The sequence below is a fragment of the Microvirga sp. 2MCAF35 genome, assembly GCF_052115545.1.
Taxonomy (GTDB): domain Bacteria; phylum Pseudomonadota; class Alphaproteobacteria; order Rhizobiales; family Beijerinckiaceae; genus Microvirga.
Map to the genome: position 1 here is coordinate 20,400 of NZ_JBFRGW010000042.1, position 16,562 is coordinate 36,961.

Annotated in this window: 12 protein-coding genes and 1 pseudogene; 8 read left to right on the forward strand and 5 right to left on the reverse strand. The window is 64.7% G+C overall.

The genetic code is table 11. From position 1 onward, the window contains the following. Window positions 1–80 precede the first annotated feature (80 nt). On the forward strand, window positions 81–1,193 hold the full coding sequence (locus AB4097_RS17915; protein WP_442042021.1) for an S-(hydroxymethyl)glutathione dehydrogenase/class III alcohol dehydrogenase: 1,113 nt from the start codon (window positions 81–83) through the stop codon (window positions 1,191–1,193). A gap of 13 nt (window positions 1,194–1,206) precedes the next feature. Then, window positions 1,207–2,054, forward strand: a pseudogene (fghA, locus tag AB4097_RS17920) (S-formylglutathione hydrolase). Window positions 2,055–2,227: 173 nt separating this feature from the next. On the opposite strand, the gene AB4097_RS17925 reads toward fghA, so the two are convergent. Next, window positions 2,228–2,803 (reverse strand): NUDIX domain-containing protein, encoded by a 576-nt coding sequence (locus AB4097_RS17925; RefSeq protein WP_442042023.1) that lies wholly within the window; start codon window positions 2,801–2,803, stop codon window positions 2,228–2,230. Between the two features lie 238 nt (window positions 2,804–3,041). Here AB4097_RS17925 and AB4097_RS17930 point away from each other — a divergent pair, with 238 nt between their 5' ends. Genes AB4097_RS17930 through AB4097_RS17940 form a run of 3 tightly spaced genes read left to right on the forward strand, consistent with a single transcriptional unit; the run spans window position 3,042 to window position 6,371 of the window. Further along, window positions 3,042–4,199 carry an OpgC family protein gene (locus AB4097_RS17930; protein ID WP_442042025.1) on the forward strand — a complete coding sequence of 386 codons (1,158 nt, stop codon included), beginning with the start codon at window positions 3,042–3,044 and terminating at the stop codon, window positions 4,197–4,199. Then, on the forward strand, window positions 4,115–4,963 hold the full coding sequence (locus tag AB4097_RS17935) for an SGNH/GDSL hydrolase family protein (RefSeq protein WP_442042027.1): 849 nt from the start codon (window positions 4,115–4,117) through the stop codon (window positions 4,961–4,963). Before AB4097_RS17930 ends, AB4097_RS17935 begins: the two co-directional genes overlap by 85 nt. 31 nt (window positions 4,964–4,994) lie before the next feature. Then, window positions 4,995–6,371 carry an AmpG family muropeptide MFS transporter gene (locus tag AB4097_RS17940; protein ID WP_442042029.1) on the forward strand — a complete coding sequence of 459 codons (1,377 nt, stop codon included), beginning with the start codon at window positions 4,995–4,997 and terminating at the stop codon, window positions 6,369–6,371. Window positions 6,372–6,575: 204 nt separating this feature from the next. Here the strand turns inward: AB4097_RS17940 and AB4097_RS17945 are convergent, their stop codons facing one another. From AB4097_RS17945 to xylF, 4 genes are all read right to left on the reverse strand, one after another. Further along, the gene (locus tag AB4097_RS17945; protein ID WP_442042031.1) at window positions 6,576–7,328 is read right to left on the reverse strand and encodes an SDR family NAD(P)-dependent oxidoreductase; all 753 of its coding nucleotides are present in this window, start codon (window positions 7,326–7,328) and stop codon (window positions 6,576–6,578) included. A 356-nt stretch (window positions 7,329–7,684) separates the two neighbouring features. Next, window positions 7,685–8,464, reverse strand: coding sequence for an ATP-binding cassette domain-containing protein (locus tag AB4097_RS17950; protein WP_442042033.1), 780 nt, complete (start codon window positions 8,462–8,464; stop codon window positions 7,685–7,687). 11 nt (window positions 8,465–8,475) lie between these two features. Then, window positions 8,476–9,777 carry a sugar ABC transporter permease gene (locus tag AB4097_RS17955; protein WP_442042035.1) on the reverse strand — a complete coding sequence of 434 codons (1,302 nt, stop codon included), beginning with the start codon at window positions 9,775–9,777 and terminating at the stop codon, window positions 8,476–8,478. A gap of 191 nt (window positions 9,778–9,968) precedes the next feature. Further along, window positions 9,969–11,012 (reverse strand): D-xylose ABC transporter substrate-binding protein, encoded by a 1,044-nt coding sequence (xylF, locus tag AB4097_RS17960; RefSeq protein WP_442042037.1) that lies wholly within the window; start codon window positions 11,010–11,012, stop codon window positions 9,969–9,971. Window positions 11,013–11,226: 214 nt separating this feature from the next. On the opposite strand from xylF, the gene AB4097_RS17965 reads away from it, so the two are divergent. The 3 genes from AB4097_RS17965 (at window position 11,227) to AB4097_RS17975 (ending at window position 16,088) form a co-directional block, all read left to right on the forward strand. After that, window positions 11,227–12,444 carry an ROK family protein gene (locus tag AB4097_RS17965; RefSeq protein ID WP_442042039.1) on the forward strand — a complete coding sequence of 406 codons (1,218 nt, stop codon included), beginning with the start codon at window positions 11,227–11,229 and terminating at the stop codon, window positions 12,442–12,444. A gap of 75 nt (window positions 12,445–12,519) precedes the next feature. Continuing rightward, window positions 12,520–15,579, forward strand: a complete 3,060-nt coding sequence (gene polA, locus AB4097_RS17970) for a DNA polymerase I (RefSeq protein WP_442042041.1) — start codon at window positions 12,520–12,522, stop codon at window positions 15,577–15,579. Between the two features lie 17 nt (window positions 15,580–15,596). After that, the gene (locus tag AB4097_RS17975) at window positions 15,597–16,088 is read left to right on the forward strand and encodes a GNAT family N-acetyltransferase (protein ID WP_442042043.1); all 492 of its coding nucleotides are present in this window, start codon (window positions 15,597–15,599) and stop codon (window positions 16,086–16,088) included. The last annotated feature ends 474 nt before the right edge of the window (window positions 16,089–16,562 follow it).

The following is a 16,562-nucleotide window of genomic DNA, read 5'->3' on the forward strand; positions in this document are numbered from 1 at the left end:
GGAAAGGCTCGCGTCTATTGACCTTGCGGAGCCCGGGTTCACATAGTCCCGGCATCGAATCACGAGCGAAGGACACGAGCATGGAAACCAGGGCCGCCGTGGCATGGGAGGCTGGCAAGCCGCTCACCATCGAAACCATCCGCATCGAGGGTCCCAAGGCCGGTGAGGTGCTCGTGGAGGTGATGGCGACGGGCGTCTGCCACACCGACGCCTACACGCTCTCGGGCCTCGATTCCGAGGGCAAGTTCCCGGCGATCCTCGGCCATGAGGGCGCTGGCATCGTGCGCGAGGTCGGCCCCGGTGTCACGACGCTGAAAGTCGGCGATCACGTGATCCCGCTCTACACGCCCGAGTGCCGCAACTGCAAATCCTGCCTGTCGCGCCGCACCAATCTCTGCACCGCCATCCGGGCCACGCAAGGGCAGGGCGTCATGCCCGACGGCACGAGCCGCTTTCGCTGCGACGGCGAGACCGTATTCCACTACATGGGCTGCTCGACGTTTGCGAACTTCACCGTTCTGCCGGAGATCGCGCTCGCCAAGGTGCGCGAGGACGCGCCCTTCGACAAGATCTGCTACATCGGCTGCGGCGTCACCACGGGCATCGGCGCGGTGATCTACACGGCCAAGGTCTGGCCCGGCGCCAACGTGGTGGTGTTCGGTCTCGGCGGCATCGGCCTCAACGTGATCCAGGGCGCGCGCATGGTCGGCGCCGACAAGATCATCGGCGTCGACATCAATCCGGCCAAAGCGGAGATGGCCAGGAAGTTCGGCATGACCGACTTCATCAACCCGAAGGAGATCGGCAACGACAAGGTCGTACAGGCCATCGTCGACCTGACGGGCGGCGGCGCGGACTTCTCGTTCGATGCCACCGGCAACACGGACGTGATGCGCCAGGCGCTCGAATGCTGCCATCGCGGCTGGGGCGAGAGCATCATCATCGGCGTGGCGGAGGCCGGCAAGGAGATCGCCACCCGTCCGTTCCAGCTCGTCACCGGCCGCGTCTGGAAGGGCACGGCCTTCGGCGGCGCGCGCGGGCGCACCGACGTGCCGAAGATCGTCGACTGGTACATGGAGGGCAAGATCAACATCGACGATCTGATCACCCACACGATGCCGCTCGACGAGATCAACACCGCCTTCGATCTCATGCACGAGGGCAAGTCGATCCGATCCGTGATCGTGTATTGATCGGAGAGATGGGTTGAGTTTCGAGACCGTCTCGCAAGCGCGCTGCTTCGGCGGCACGCAGTTCGTCTACCGTCATGTTTCGCAGGAAACCGGCACGCCCATGCGCGTGGCGGTCTACGTTCCACCGCAGGCCAGAGACGCCAAGGTGCCAGTGGTGTGGTTCCTCTCCGGGCTCACCTGCACGGAGGAGAACTTCACCGTGAAGGCGGGCGCGCAGCGGGTGGCCTCGGAACTCGGCCTGATCCTCGTCGCCCCGGACACCAGCCCGCGCGGCGAGGGCGTGCCGGACGATCCCGAAGGCGCTTACGATTTCGGCCTGGGCGCCGGCTTCTACGTGGACGCCACGCAGGAACCCTGGGCGGGAAACTACCGCATGCGCTCCTATCTGGAGCGTGAGCTGCCGGAACTCGTGGCCGAGAATCTTCCCGCCGACATGAGCCGCCAGGGCATCATGGGCCATTCGATGGGCGGCCATGGCGCACTCACCATCGGCTTGCGCAACCCTGAGCGCTTCCAAGCGATCTCGGCCTTCGCGCCCATCGCGTCGCCCTGAACTGCCCCTGGGGCGAGAAGGCGCTGTCGAACTATCTCGGACCCGACCGCGCGGCCTGGCGGGACTACGATGCCTGCGCGCTGATCGAAGACGGCGCCCGGCTCCCCGGAATCCTGGTCGATCAGGGCACGGCCGACGGCTTCCTGGACAGCCAGCTCAAGCCGCAGCTCCTGGAAGCCGCCTGCGCCAAGGCGGGCCAGCCGCTCACGCTGCGGATGCAGGAGGGCTACGACCATTCCTATTTCTTTATCGGCACTTTCATCGAGGACCACCTGCGCTGGCATGCGCAGCGGCTCGGTGAAATCTGAGGGCTCAATCGGCGATTATTGAACCTTCATGTCATCACCGGCCTCGTGCCGGTGATCTCGATTGGAAAAGCACTGCGCTTCACGAAATCGGGATGGCCGGGACAAGCCCGGCTATGACGTGGAGGGCGTGATACCGGCCAGCATCTGAGCAGCCGGTTTGTGTAGAAGCAGTCTCAGCTTCTCCCGAACAGCTCCGGATGCCGAAGCTGCAGGGCCTGGATCAGCATCAGGGTCTTCATATCCGCGATCTCCCCCCGCTCCAGCATCCGCATCAGCTCGTCGAGGCCGATTTCCAGCACCTCGATGTCCTCGTGCTCCTCCGCCAGCCCTCCACCCGCGCTCACCCGGTCGTCTGCGCTATAAGGCGCCAGGAACAGGTGCAGGCGCTCGGTCGTGATACCCGGGGCCGACCAAGCCGTTCCGACGGCTTCAAGCCTGCCGACGCGAAGGCCCGCCTCCTCCATGGCCTCCCGCCGCGCGCAGGCTTCGGGCGCGTCATCGTCGAGCAGGCCCGCCACAGCTTCCAGCATGTCGGGATGGCCCTCCACATGCATCACGGGCGCGCGGAACTGCCGGATCAGGATGACCATTCGCCTCTCGGGATCATAAGGGAGTACGGCGGCGGCATCGGAGCTGTTCAGGACCTCCCGCGCCATGATCCGGCCGTCCGGCATCTGGACCGTGAGCTTGAGAAGCTTGCGCCAGCCCTCATGAAGGATCTCGACCTGTTGGATCCGGTAGCCTGTCACGTTCTGTACTCTCCCGTTCGATCCTGCGCGGCTTAAGACGACACGCGAGGCAGGCACGGAGGAAATCCGGACCTGATCATGCAGGTGTGATGACGCCGCATCTCGACCCGTCAAGCTTTTGTGTTAGAACTCACCCATTCAAGAAGATTCGCGGGGTTCCTGCACAGGTGCGATTGCTCCTGGGCAACCCCTTTGCCTTGTTGGCGTTGCCGTCAAGGACAAGTTCAAGAGTGTGTCGATGAAGGTCTTGGGACGCAACACGACGATCGATTTCTGGCGCGGGCTCGTCCTCGTGATCATTTTCGTCAATCACATTCCCGGCAACCTGATCGAGGACATCACACCGCGAAATTTCGGCTTTTCCGATTCGACCGAGGCGTTCATCTTCATCTCCGGCCTGTCCGTCGCGCTCGTCTATTATCCCAAGATCCCCCAGGGAGACGTCGTCGGCGTCGTCAAGCGGTGCCTGAGGCGGGCCTTCGAGCTCTACCGCATGCATCTCCTCCTCACGGCCGGTGCCATCGCGCTCTTTTCCATCGGCTATGAGCTGAGCGAGGAGATCGGCCTCATCGAAGAGCATGGCCGCAGCATGGTCTTCGGCGATACGGCGAAGGGTGTGACCGGCATCCTGCTGCTCGGCCACCAGCTTGGCTATTTCAACATCTTGCCGCTCTACATCATGCTCATGCTGTGGGCCCCGGTGGCGCTGGTCCTGGCGAGGATCCATCTCGGCCTCGCCCTTGCCGTGTCCGCCGGCCTCTACGGCCTCGCCCGTATGGAGCTTCTCACCCTGCGGAGCTGGCCGGAGCCGGGTACCTGGTTCTTCAACCCCTTCGCCTGGCAGATCCTATTCACACTGGGGATCGTGACAGGCATCCTCATGCTCAGACGGCAGAACTTCTACAGCCGCCCCTTGATGCTCGCGTCCCTCTTCGTCGTAGTCCTGTCCCTGCTGTTCACGACGGCGGGCTTCGGGCTCTTCCCGCACCTGCCCGAAACGGCCCATGCGCTCTTCGACCTGACGAAGCACGATCTGGGGCTTGGCCGTATCGTCCACTTCCTCGCCCTCGCCTACGTCCTGACCCAATTCCCCGTGGGCGATGTCCTCAAGCGTACCTTCGTCGGCTCCGACCTGAAGCGCCTGGGCCGCAATGCGCTCATGATTTTCGCCGCCGGTTCGTTGCTGAGCGCCCTGGGACAGGTCACCATGACGCTGGCCGCCGTCAAATCCTCCGCTAGTCCGCAGATGATCGGGATGGTATTCACCATCATCGGTATCATTGGTCTTCTTGCGCTGGCGCGATATCTCGAATGGAACAAGTTCAACGTGGCCGCTCCTCCCAAGGGAATGGCAAAGGATCTCGGATTGCCCGCTTCTCAGGGGCGGTTCTCCTAAGTCTTGCGTTCTTGGGGGCGGGGGCGTCCGCACGGGCCGATAACGCTCCCGCATGTTCCAACGCATCCGCTCGCCTGAAGGGGCAGAGCGCCGTTCCGGCCTTGGCCGGCAAGCTGGCACGGCACCAGCCCATCCGCATTCTTGCCATCGGCTCCTCCTCGACCGAGGGCATCGGCGCTTCCTCGCCCGATCACACCTATCCGGCCCAGCTCGAGGACGATCTGGCGGAGGTCTGGAAGGAGCCGGTCACGGTGGTGAATTCCGGCAAGGGCGGAGAGACCGTCATCCAGACCATCGAACGCCTGGAAGCCGCCCTCAAAGCCGACAGGTACGACCTCGTGATCTGGCAGGTCGGCACGAACGACGCCATCAACGGCGTCGACGAGAGCGCGTTCAGGACCCTGCTGGAGCGGGGCATTTCGGCCGTCAGGCACGCTGGCACCGAGATGGTCCTCCTCGACCAGCAGTATTTCCCCTCGATCAAGGACCTCGCCCGCTACGAGCGGTTCGTGAACACCGTCAGCGCGACCGGCTTTGATCGCAGGATCGGCGTGTTCTCCCGCTACGCCCTCATGAAGGAGTGGAACAGCCGCTCCCCCGAGGAGCTGCGCTCCATGCTTTCCGCCGACGGCTTCCACATGGGCGACAAGGGCTACGATCGCCTTGCCGATTGCATGGCCGACGCCCTTCAGGCCATGGTGGAGCAATCCGTCGCCGAAGCCAGGCCGACCGTCACGGCGGTGGCTTCCGTGAGAGATCGTTAACGCCTCTGCGGGACGATATCGGAAGAACCGCATGCTGCCCGATTCCGGGCCGGGCATGCGGCAACCATGTTCGGGGGTTCCCATCGCCGTCTCAGCCAAACGCCGTCTGTCCCTGCGCGATGTCCTCACCGACGGGCGCATCGCCCTCATGCTGCCCCTGGGCTTCTCCTCGGGACTGCCCTTCCTGCTCGTCTTCAGCACCCTGTCGACTTGGCTCAGGGAAGCGGGTATCTCCCTGACGGTGATCGGAATGATGAGCTGGGTGGCCCTGGCCTATTCCCTCAAGTTCCTCTGGGCTCCCTTCGTCGATCGCTACGACGTGCCGGTGCTCTCCCGACTTCTCGGGCGCCGGCGCGGCTGGATGGTCCTGACGCAGCTCGGTGTCGCTGCCGGGCTGATCGGGATGGCATCGACCGACCCGCAATCGGGCCTGCCGTTCACGATCCTCTTCGCGGTTCTCGTGGCCTTCGCCTCGGCGAGCCAGGATGTGGTCATCGACGGCTGGCGCATCGATGCCGCCGCGACCGAGCGCCAGGGCATGATGGCGGCCGCCCTGCTGCTGGGCTATCGGCTTGCCCTCATCACGGCCGGGGCTGGTGCGTTGTACATTGCCGAGTTCGTGAACTGGCACAGCGCTTACCTTGCCATGGCGGCGTTCATGGCGGTCGGCCTGATCGGCACCCTGCTCGCACCCCGCATCGACGAAGGACCGGCCCGGGAGCGCCTGCCCATCGCCAAGGCCATCATCGAGCCGCTGGCGGATCTCTTCCGGCGCAAAGGCCCGATGCTGATCCCCATCCTGGCGCTCATCGCCTGCTACAGGATTCCCGATTATGCGTCGGGCATCATGGCCAATCCCCTCTACATCGACCTCGGCTTCAGCAAGGCCGATATCGCCAATGTGTCCAAGCTCTACGGGGTCTGGATCGGCATCATCGGCGCCTTTGCCGGCGGACTGGCGCTCACCCGCATCGGCCTGTGGTGGACCCTGCTCATCGGCGCCGTCGTCGCTGCCGGATCGAACCTGATGTTCTCATGGCTCGCCTCCGGACACGCGACGCTCTGGGGCCTGACGCTCGCCATCAGCGTCGACAATTTCGCCGGCGGCTTCGCAGGTTCCGCCCTCGTCGCCTATATGTCGGGCCTGACCTCGCCCGGATTTGCCGCAACGCAATACGCGCTCCTCAGCTCGCTCTATGCCCTACCGGGCAAGCTCATCGGCGGGGCCTCGGGAGCCGTGGTGGAGAACTTCGGCTATCCGACCCTCTTCACCGGCACGGCCACCATCGCCATTCCGCTGGTGATCCTGTGCATCATCATCCGGCGGGACACGATGAAGACGGTCGCGGAGAAAGAGGAAGCGGCCGCAATGAGCGCGGCATCCGTGGGGGCAGGCTCGAGGGCCTAATGTCAGACGCTGTCGTGGCGAACGCTATCTGTGATGACCTCCTCCGCGTCATCACCGGCCTTGTGCCGGTGATCCCGACCCGATGAAGCGCAGCACCTCAAAGCATCGGGATGGCCGGCACAAGGCCGGCCATGACGGAAGAGTACATAATCAACGACCCCGGATTGACTATCGCCGTCCAGCGACGCCTCACGAGGCTGCAGATTAGACCCAGCCACCATCCACGAGATAGGTCTGCGCCGACATGGCGCTGGAATCGTCCGAACCGAGGAACATAGCGAAGTTCGCGATGTCCTGCGGCAATAGCTTGCGCTTCACGCATTGGCGCTTGAGCAGCTCCGTCTCGCCTTCCGGCGTGAGCCACAGGTCGATCTGGCGCTGAGTCATGATCCAGCCAGGCACCAGGCAGTTGACGCGGATGTTCTTCGGGCCGAGCTCGCGTGCAAGGGCGCGGGTGAGGCCGACGGCGGCGGATTTCGCGGTCTTGTAGGCGGCGAAGGAATCGTCGCTCACCATGTAGCTGGTCGAGCCCATGTTGATGATCGATCCGCCCCCGGCCTTCTCCATGTCCGGCAGCACGGCTTGGGCTGCGAAGAACTGGTGGTCGAGGTTGGTGGCGAAGCGCTCGCGCCAGTATTCCGGCGTCACCTGGTCGATGGTGTGACGGTCGTCGCGCGCGGCGTTGTTGACGAGGATCGTGATGGGTCCGAGCGCCTCGCTCGCGCGGCGGATCGCCGCCTGGAACGCCGGGATGTCGCGCACGTCGCTGTGCTCGAAATGCACGCGCTCGCCGAGTTCCTTCGCGAGCGCCTGACCCGCCTCGGCATTGTAGTCGAGGATGGCGACCTTGCTGCCCTGAGCATGGAACGAACGCGCGATGCTCTCACCGATGCCGCTGGCTCCGCCGGTGATGAGAACGGCTTTACCCTTCAGGGAGCCGTAAGTCGTCTGGGTCATGAAACTCTCTCAATCTGCTTTCGTCTTCCCTCCCACGTGCGGGGAAGGATTGAGGGTTGGAACATCGGAGCGCTGCTCTCCATTTGCATTCTACACTGTCATCACCGGCCTTGTGCCGGTGATCTCGATTGGAAAAGCGCAGCGCTTCATAGGATCGAGATGGCCGGCACAAGGCCGGCCATGACGGGAAGGTTTTACGCAGTCAAGCCAGCCTAACTCCTCCCCGCAAGGAGGAGAAGGATGAAGATCAAATCTAAAGCATCGGACGTGAATTCAAACTCGTGTCCGATGCTTTAAGTTTCTGGTTCGTCGCATCTTTTCACGCAAAACCGGTGACCACTTTTGCGTTCGATGCTCTAGCTCGCGCCCGGCCCCGGCTTTGCCCCGGGCGGGCACTTGCCGAGGATGATCATGCCGAGAACCTCGTCCTGCGTGACGTCCTGCACGTTGGCCGAGCCCACGAGCTTGCCGTTCTTCATCACGCTCACCCGGTCGGCGAGGCCGAACACGTCGTGGATGTCGTGGCTGATGAGGAAGATGCCGATGCCTTCCTTCTTGAGCTGCAGCACGAGGTCGGCCACCTGCTGCGTTTCGGCGGGGCCGAGCGCGGCCGTCGGCTCGTCCATGATGAGCACGCGCGCATTGAAGTAGATCGCGCGTGCGATCGCCACCGACTGGCGCTGGCCACCGGAGAGCGCCTTCACCGGTTCCTTGAAGCGGCGGAAATGCGGGTTGAGTCGCGCCATGACCTCGCGGGTCTCGGCCTCCATCGTCGCGTCGTCGAGGGTGCCGTAGGGCGTCAGCACTTCTCTCCCTAAGAAGATGTTGCCCGCCGCATCGATGTTGTCGGCAAGCGCGAGCGTCTGGTAGATCGTCTCGATGCCGTAGCGCTTGGCGTCGCGGGGCGTCGCAATGTCGGCGTGCTCGCCGTTGACGTAGATCTCGCCCGAATCCGGCCTGTAGGCGCCGGACAGGATCTTGATCAGAGTCGACTTGCCCGCGCCGTTATGGCCGAGCAGGCCCACCACCTCGCCGGGGCGGAGATCGACGGATACGCCGTCCACGGCCTTGATGCCGCCGAAGGCGATGGAGATGTTGCGCATCTCGACAAGAGGCGTCGTTCCATTGGTGTGCATGATGCGCCTCCTTACTTGATGCGGCGGCGATAGAGGCTGTCGGCCCAGACCGCCAGCACGAGCACCGCGCCGACGACGATGTTCTGCAGCGGCGTGTCGACGCCCAGCAGCACCATGCCCGATTGCAGCGACTGCATGACGAGGGCGCCGAGCATGGCACCCGCGATCGTCCCGATGCCGCCGGCCAGTGACGTGCCGCCGATCACGGCGGACGCGATCACGTAAAGCTCGTCGAGGGTACCGGCCGCGTTCGTGGCCGCATTCAGGCGCGCAGTCGAGATGCAGGCGGAGATACCGCACAAAAGACCCATGAGGCCGAACACCTTCATCAGCGTCCAGCGGGTGTTGATGCCCGAGAGTTCCGCCGCTTCCGGATTGCCCCCCATGGCGAAAACGTAGCGGCCGAAGCGCCGGCGCGTGGCGATGAAGGTCATGACGAGCCCGACCACGATGGCGATCAGCACAGGCAGTGCGACGCCCTGCGAGATGAACATTCCGCCCTCAGGCCAGGGGATGCCGCGGGCCTCGGCCCAGGTCCGGGCCGATCCCATCGGCATGGGATAGGCGTTGAAGATCGCAGCCGTGGCGAGAACGGCCCCGCAGGCGACGACGGCGATCACCGCATCGGCCCAGCCGGGACGCACCGGGAAGCCGAAGCGCATGCGACGGCGCCGCGTCAGGCCCAAACCCACGATGATGAGCCCGCAGGCGATCGCCGCGATGATCCAGGTCGCGCTTGCGCCGAGTGCGCCTTCCACGCCTCCGCCGAAGGCCTTGAAACGGATATCCATGGGCGCGATGGTCTGCCCCGTCGTCACCCACCAGGCCGCGCCGCGCCACACCAGCAGCCCGCCGAGCGTGACGATGAAGGAGGGTATGCCGAGATAGGCGATGAGCCAGCCCTGGAACAGGCCGATGAGTCCGCCGGCAACGAGCGCAATCAGCACGGCGAGCGGCGCGGTCAGCCAATGCTCGAGGCCGAGATAGGCCGGCAGCCACTGCACCTGGGCGACGCCGATGATCATGCCGACGACGCCGAGGATCGCGCCGACCGACAGGTCGATGTTGCGCGTGACGATGACGAGAACCATGCCGGTCGCCATGACGGCCACGGAGGCCGTCTGGACCGACAGGTTCCAGAGGTTGCGGGGTGTCAGGAACACGCCGCCGGAGAGAATATCGAACCCGATCCAGATCACGGCGAGCGCCGCCAGCATGCCGAGCATGCGGACGTCGATTTCGAGTTTCGAGAGAAGCGAGCCGGAAGCGGTGCTCGGTGGCGGCGGGGCAGTCGTGGCAACGGGTGCGGTCATAACGTCACGCTGAAAGACGAATGAAAAGTCTCATGAAAAACTGTCATTCCGGGGCCGCGGCGAAGGCGTGGAAACCCATACATGCGAGATCTCAAGACGAGACGATCGAACTTGCGTCCCATCTTTCAACGCTAGCGGTTATGGGTTCCGGGCTCGCGCCATCGGCGCGCCCCGGAATGACAATGCTTGAGTTAGTTGCAGGCCTTCACGCTGCCTGCCTTCACGCCCTGGCAGACCACTTCCTTGGACGCCCAGCCGGCCTTGATGACCACGTCGAGATTGTCCTTCGTGATCGCCACCGGCGTGAGGAAGAGAGCGGTCATGTTCTGCTTCTTCGGGCCGAGGTTCCACGGCTTCGCGCCCTGGATCTCCCCGAGCTTCTTGCCGCCTGCGAGCTGCACGGCGATTTCGGCGGCGTTGCGGCCGAGTTCGCGGGCATCCTTGAAGACCGTCACGGTCTGCGTTCCGAGCGCGACGCGGTTGAGGGCCGCCTTGTCGGCGTCCTGGCCGGAGACCGGCACCGAGCCGGCCAGACCCTGGGCCGCGAGAGCCGCGATGGCGCCGCCGGCGGTGCCGTCATTGGCGGCGATCACCGCGTCGATCTTGTTGTTGTTCTTGGTGAGGAACTGCTCCATGTTCCGCTGCGCGTTGGCCGGGAGCCAGCCGTCCGTATAGGCCTCGCCGACATTCTTGATCTTGCCGGCATCCATGGCGGGCTTCAGCACTTCCATCGAGCCCTGGAACAGGAAGTTGGCGTTCGGATCGGAGCCCGAGCCCTTGATGAAGGCGTAGTTGCCCTCGGGCTTTACTTTCAGCACTTCGCGGGCCTGGAGACGACCGACCTCGACATTGTCGAAGGTGAGATAGAAGGCCTGCGGGATTTCGATCAGGCGGTCATAGCCAACGACCGCGATGCCTTCCGCGATGGCCTTCTCGACGGCCGGACGCACGGCGTCCGAATCCTGGGCCAGCACGATCAGCGCCTTGGCGCCGCGGGAGATGAGGCTCTCGATGTCGGTGAGCTGCTTGGCGGGCGAGGATTGCGCATCCGCCGACACATAGGTGCCGCCGGCCTTCTCGACCGCGGCCTTGATGGCGGCTTCGTCGGTCTTCCAGCGCTCTTCCTGGAAATTCGACCAGCTGACGCCGACGACCGGGCCCTTCTGGGCAAAGGCGGCGGTGGCGGACAGAGCCAAAGCGGCAAGGCTGATCAGTGCGTGTTTCTTCGATAGCATCGGTTTCCTCCTGGACCTTGCGTTCCCTTGCAGATCCGTGGCTCATGACAGGCTGTCGATCCGGTGGGACCAACGATAAGGCTCGCTCTGTCATGCTTTATATTTCGAGCGCGGAAATAATTATCTCAGCCATTGGCGCCTTCAAGCACCCTGAGCTTATCTTTTCGTCTGATATCCAGCTACATTGGAATTGTTTTATTCGTAGATCGAACAAATGACCGCCATGACCCTGATCCCCCTCTCTCCCCGTGAAATGGCCCGCCGACGCCTGCTCGATGCCCTGCGCCGGCAAGGGCCCATGGCCAGGGTGGAGATCGGCCAGCATCTGGGCATGAGTCCCGCGTCCGTTTCCGAGCTGACGGCGAGCCTCCTCGACGAGGGGATCCTGGTCGCGGAAGAGGCGGCCGATCCAGCCGCCGGCCTGATTCGCGGGCGGCCAAAGACCCGCCTTTATTTTGCGGAAACCCTCGGCTCGGTGATCGGCGTCTGGACCGGCTTCAACCGGATCGAGCTGCGGCTCGTGGACAGCGCCGGGCGCAACCGGGCCAGCCGCCATGTCGAGCGCCCCTTGCGCAATCTCGGGGCGGACGAGCTGATGGACGTGCTGGCGGACACGATCACGGCCTTCGCCCAGGAGACCGGCGCTCACGACGTGAAGGCCATCGGCCTCGCCTGCCAGGGCTATGTGGACACGCGGGATGGCATCGTCGCCTGGAGCCCGGTGCTCGGCACCCGCGACCTGCCGCTGGCCTCAGGGCTGGGCGACAGGCTCGGCAAACCCGTCCTCATGGAGAACGACGCCAGCGCCATGGCCTTCGCCATCACGCAGCGGAACTCGGACCTGCGCTCCGGGCGCACCGCCTGCCTGATGATCGGCGACGGCGTGGGCCTCGGCTTCCTCATCCAGGGTGAGCTCTATCGCGGCGCCCGTTTCGGCGGCAGCGAGTTCGGCCATGTGCGTCTGCGCCGGGGCGGCCCGCAATGCCGCTGCGGCGGGCGCGGCTGCATCGAGGCCTATCTCGCCGATTACGCCCTGCACCGGGACGCGCAGCTCATCGACCACCGCCCTGCCCCGACCCTGCTGCTGCCGGGCGAGGACGCCATGGAATCCATCGTCGAGCAGGCCCGGGCGGGCGATCCTGCCCTCCTCAACCTCTTCCAGGCCGCCGGCGAGGTTCTGGGCGACGCGGTCGGGATCCTCATCCAGACGCTCGAGCCCGACCACATTGTCCTCTGCGGCCCCGGCACGAGGGCCATGGACCTGCTGCGACCCTCCTTCGAGGCGGCGCTCGAATCGCAGACCATTCCCGAATTGCGGGCGCTCGCCGCCATCCATGTGGTGGAATCCTCCATGGACCTGCTGACGGAAGGGGTGGTCATCCAGGCCCTGCGTGAACTCGACCTGGATCTCGCCCGCCTCAAGGCTGCATAAACCCGTCGCGGGCGTAGCCATCAGCGTTCAAAAACACTATCTGTTACGGGTCGATTTTCTCATCAAAAGAGACCCATGGCTTCCTCCCGTCCCGTCCAAGCCGGCGACCACGTCTTCCTCGTCGACGGCTCCTCCTTCATCTTCCGGGCCTACTTCCAGTCCATGAACCAGGACCAGAAGTACAATGCCCGCTCGTCGGACGGGATGCCGACGGGAGCCGTACGGCTCTTCGTATCCAAGCTCCTGCAGTTCATGCGCGACGGGGCGGCGGGCCTGAAGCCGACGCATATCGCCATCGTGCTCGACAAGTCCGAGGGCTCTTTCCGCAAGGAACTCTACGAGGATTACAAGGGCCATCGGCCGGATGCGCCGGAGGACCTGAAGGTCCAGATGCCGATCATGCGCGAGGCGATCCGGGCCTTCGGGCTCGAGCCCGTGGAGCTGCAGCGCTACGAAGCGGACGACCTGATCGCCACCTATACCCAGCAGGCCAAGGCCCGCGGGGCGGACGTGCTCATCATCTCGTCCGACAAGGACCTGATGCAGCTCGTGGGTCCGAAGGTGTGCTTCTACGATTTCGAATCGGGCTCGAAGGGCAAGCCGGGCTACCGGCCCGAGCGCAACCTGGACGAGGCTGCCGTCATCGAGAAGTGGGAGGGCATCCCGCCGGAAAAGATCGGCGACGTGCTGGCCCTCATGGGCGACACCTCGGACAACGTGCCGGGCGTGCCGGGCATCGGCCTGAAGACGGCAGCCCAACTGATCAAGGAATACGGCGACCTCGAAACCCTGCTGGAGCGCGCCCCGGAGATCAAGCAGCCCAAGCGTCGCGAGACGCTGATCAACAATGCGGAATCGGCGCGCCTCTCGAAGAAGCTCGTGACGCTCGATTGCGAGGCTCCGGTTCCGGTGCCGCTCGACGACCTACGCGTCCCCGAGCCCGAGCCGAAGACCCTGATCGGTTTTCTCAAAGCCATGGAGTTCAGCACGCTCACCCGGCGTGTGGCGGAACTCTACGAGGCGGACCCGGCCGCTATTGCACCCGACCCGCGCCTCATGCCCGGCGGCGAGGCGATCCGCTGGGAGCGCAACGGAACTGGTACCGGCGTGACGGCGCCCACCGACGACGCCGTGCCGTTCTTCGGGAAGGGCGATGCCGCTACGGGCGAAGTCGATCCCTTCGCCGGCCTCGACCTGCCGGAAGCCGCGAACCTGCGCAAGCCCGTCGATGGCATCGGCACGCCCTCGCAGCTTGCGGGAAAACGCGCGACGGAAGCCTCCTCCATACCCTTCGACGTGACGGCTTATGAGACCGTCACGAGTCCGGAGCGCCTGAAGGAATGGGTCGCGCTCGGACGCGAGCAGGGCTTCGTCGCCGTCGACACGGAAACGAGCGATCTCGATGCCAATCTTGCCGATCTCGTCGGCTTCTCCCTGGCGCTGGAGGCGGGCAAGGCCTGCTACGTGCCTTTGCAGCATCGCGATGAATCCGATCTCTTCGGCGGCGGGCTCGTGAAGGGCCAGATCCCGATCACCGAAGCGCTCGATATCCTGCGTCCGCTGCTGGAGGATCCGTCCGTCCTCAAGATCGGCCAGAACCTGAAATACGACTGGGTCGTGCTGAAGCGCCACGGCATCGAGGTGCAGCCCTTCGACGACACGATGCTGATCTCCTACGTGCTCGACGCCGGCAAGGGCTCGCACGGCATGGACGAGCTCTCGCGCCGCCATCTCGGCCACTCGCCCATCACCTTCTCGGACGTGGCGGGCACCGGCCGGAACAAGGTGACCTTCGACAAGGTCGAGATTGCCAAGGCCACCGCCTATGCGGCGGAAGACGCCGACGTCACCTTGCGCCTGTGGCAGCTCCTGAAGCCGCGTCTCGCCGCCGAGCACCGCGCGACGGTGTACGAGACGCTCGAGCGCCCCATGGTCGACACGCTCGCCCGCATGGAGATGCGCGGCATCATGGTCGACCGGCAGATTTTGAGTCGCCTCTCGGGCGATTTCGCCCAGACGCTGGCGCGGCTCGAGGATGAGATCCACGAGATGGCGGGCGAGAAGTTCGCCCTCGGCTCGCCCAAGCAGATCGGCGACATTCTCTTTGGCAAGATGGGCCTGCCGGGTGCGAAGAAAACGCCGTCCGGCCAATGGGCCACGCCCGCGACGCTCCTCGACGAGCTGGCTCAGGCCGGCCACGAGCTGCCGGCGAAGATCCTCGAATGGCGCCAGCTCTCCAAGCTGAAATCCACCTACACGGATACGCTGCAGGAGCACATGCATCCCGAGACCAAGCGGGTGCACACCTCGTTCTCGCTCGCGGCGACGACGACGGGACGTCTTTCGTCGTCCGATCCGAACCTGCAGAACATCCCGATCCGCACGGAAGCCGGGCGCAAGATCCGCAAGGCCTTTGTGGCGCAGGAAGGTCACAAAATCATCTCGGCCGATTACAGCCAGATCGAGCTGCGCCTGCTCGCGCACATTGCCGACATCCCGCAATTGCAGGAAGCCTTCGCGCAAGGCATCGACATTCACGCGGCCACCGCCTCCGCCATGTTCGGCGTGCCGCTCGACCATATGACCGGCGATCTGCGCCGTCAGGCGAAGACCATCAATTTCGGCATCATCTACGGCATCTCGGCCTTCGGCCTCGCCACGCGCCTCGGCATCGGCAACGCGGAAGCCTCGACCTTCATCAAGCAGTATTTCGAACGCTTCCCGGGCATCCGCACCTATATCGACGAGACGAAAAGGTTCTGTAAGGAGAAGGGCTACGTGACCACGCTGTTCGGGCGCGTGTGCCATTACCCGCAGATCAAGTCGTCGAACCCGTCGGAGCGCGCAGGCGTGGAGCGCCAGGCGATCAACGCGCCGATCCAGGGCACCGCCGCCGACATCATCCGCCGCGCCATGGTCCGCATGGAAGACGTCTTAAGGGCCGAGCGCCTCTCCGCCCGCATGCTGCTGCAGGTGCACGACGAACTGGTGTTCGAGGTTCCCGACGACGAGGTCGACGCCGCGCTGCCGGTGATCTCCCGCGTCATGACGGAAGCGCCGTTCCCGGCGGTCTCGCTGAAAGTACCGCTCGCGGTGGAAGCCCGCGCGGCGCAGAACTGGGACGAGGCGCATTAGACGAATGAGCGCGCGGAATGTCTGAGATGAAGACCTCCCCGCTTGCCGTGCGGAAGGCCGTGGCCGGTGATGTCGGCACGCTCTTCCGCTTCACCGCCGGGTTGATCGAGGATCATCTGCCCGGCCAAAAACCTTGGACGACTGCCGAGGCCATCGAAGCCAACGGCTTCGGGGCCGATCCGCTCTTCGAGGCCCTGATCGCCGAGCGCGACGGAAAGCCCATCGGCTTCGTCTCGTTCTTTCGCGGTTATGCCGGCTGGCGCGGCCAACCGATGGGCATCGTGCATGCCCTCTACGTGCGGCCCGAGGAGCGCCGTTCCGGAGCCGCGCGTGCGCTCATGGCGGGCGTGGCCAGGATCGCCCGGGAGCGAGGCTGGATCCGGATCGAGCTCTTCGTCGAAGACGGAAGGCCCGCCCTCTCCTTCTACGAACGGATCGGGATGCGGGACCTTCATCACAGGCATCTGCGCCTGGAGGGAGAAGCCCTGTCGGATCTGGCCAGGATGTGACGCCGGAAACGCCACGCCGTCATTCCCGCGCAAGCGGGAACCCAGAGCCGCGGAGGTTGAAGAACGAGCGAGCCGCGTCTCACCTCGTTTGGCATCGTCAGGGGTTCTGGATCCCGGATCTGCGCTGACGCTTCGTCCGGGATGACGCCCTTGACGTCATCACCGGCCTCGTGCCGGTGATCCCGATTGCTTGAAACGCCGAGCCTCACTGATCGGGATGGCCGGGACAGGCCCGGCCATGACAGTGGTGTGGCGGTGGTGATGGTTCGTATCAAAGAGCCAGCCCCTTGGGGCCCGCAGCGGGTGCTGCGAGCCTGAAGGTCAGTCGAGGGTGGCGCGACGGGCAATCCGGCTCGCTACTGATGTGAATGGAAGAGCCGAACTGCTCCTCGCGCACGGTTCTTTTAGGCGTTTAGACTTGGACCAGCACAAGGCTGCCAAGGGCCTCCTGGCGCCGGCTGCGTGACCGGCGGA

Excerpts from the sequence above, each read along its gene's own strand:
- AB4097_RS17915 (WP_442042021.1), top strand. The coding sequence starts at position 81 with ATGGAAACCAGGGCCGCCGTGGCATGGGAGGCTGGCAAGCCGCTCACC.
- AB4097_RS17930 (WP_442042025.1), top strand. The coding sequence starts at position 3,042 with ATGAAGGTCTTGGGACGCAACACGACGATCGATTTCTGGCGCGGGCTC.
- AB4097_RS17935 (WP_442042027.1), top strand. The coding sequence starts at position 4,115 with ATGGAACAAGTTCAACGTGGCCGCTCCTCCCAAGGGAATGGCAAAGGA.
- AB4097_RS17940 (WP_442042029.1), top strand. The coding sequence starts at position 4,995 with ATGCTGCCCGATTCCGGGCCGGGCATGCGGCAACCATGTTCGGGGGTT.
- AB4097_RS17945 (WP_442042031.1), bottom strand. The coding sequence starts at position 7,328 with ATGACCCAGACGACTTACGGCTCCCTGAAGGGTAAAGCCGTTCTCATC.
- AB4097_RS17950 (WP_442042033.1), bottom strand. The coding sequence starts at position 8,464 with ATGCACACCAATGGAACGACGCCTCTTGTCGAGATGCGCAACATCTCC.
- AB4097_RS17955 (WP_442042035.1), bottom strand. The coding sequence starts at position 9,777 with ATGACCGCACCCGTTGCCACGACTGCCCCGCCGCCACCGAGCACCGCT.
- xylF (WP_442042037.1), bottom strand. The coding sequence starts at position 11,012 with ATGCTATCGAAGAAACACGCACTGATCAGCCTTGCCGCTTTGGCTCTG.
- AB4097_RS17965 (WP_442042039.1), top strand. The coding sequence starts at position 11,227 with ATGACCGCCATGACCCTGATCCCCCTCTCTCCCCGTGAAATGGCCCGC.
- polA (WP_442042041.1), top strand. The coding sequence starts at position 12,520 with ATGGCTTCCTCCCGTCCCGTCCAAGCCGGCGACCACGTCTTCCTCGTC.
- AB4097_RS17975 (WP_442042043.1), top strand. The coding sequence starts at position 15,597 with ATGTCTGAGATGAAGACCTCCCCGCTTGCCGTGCGGAAGGCCGTGGCC.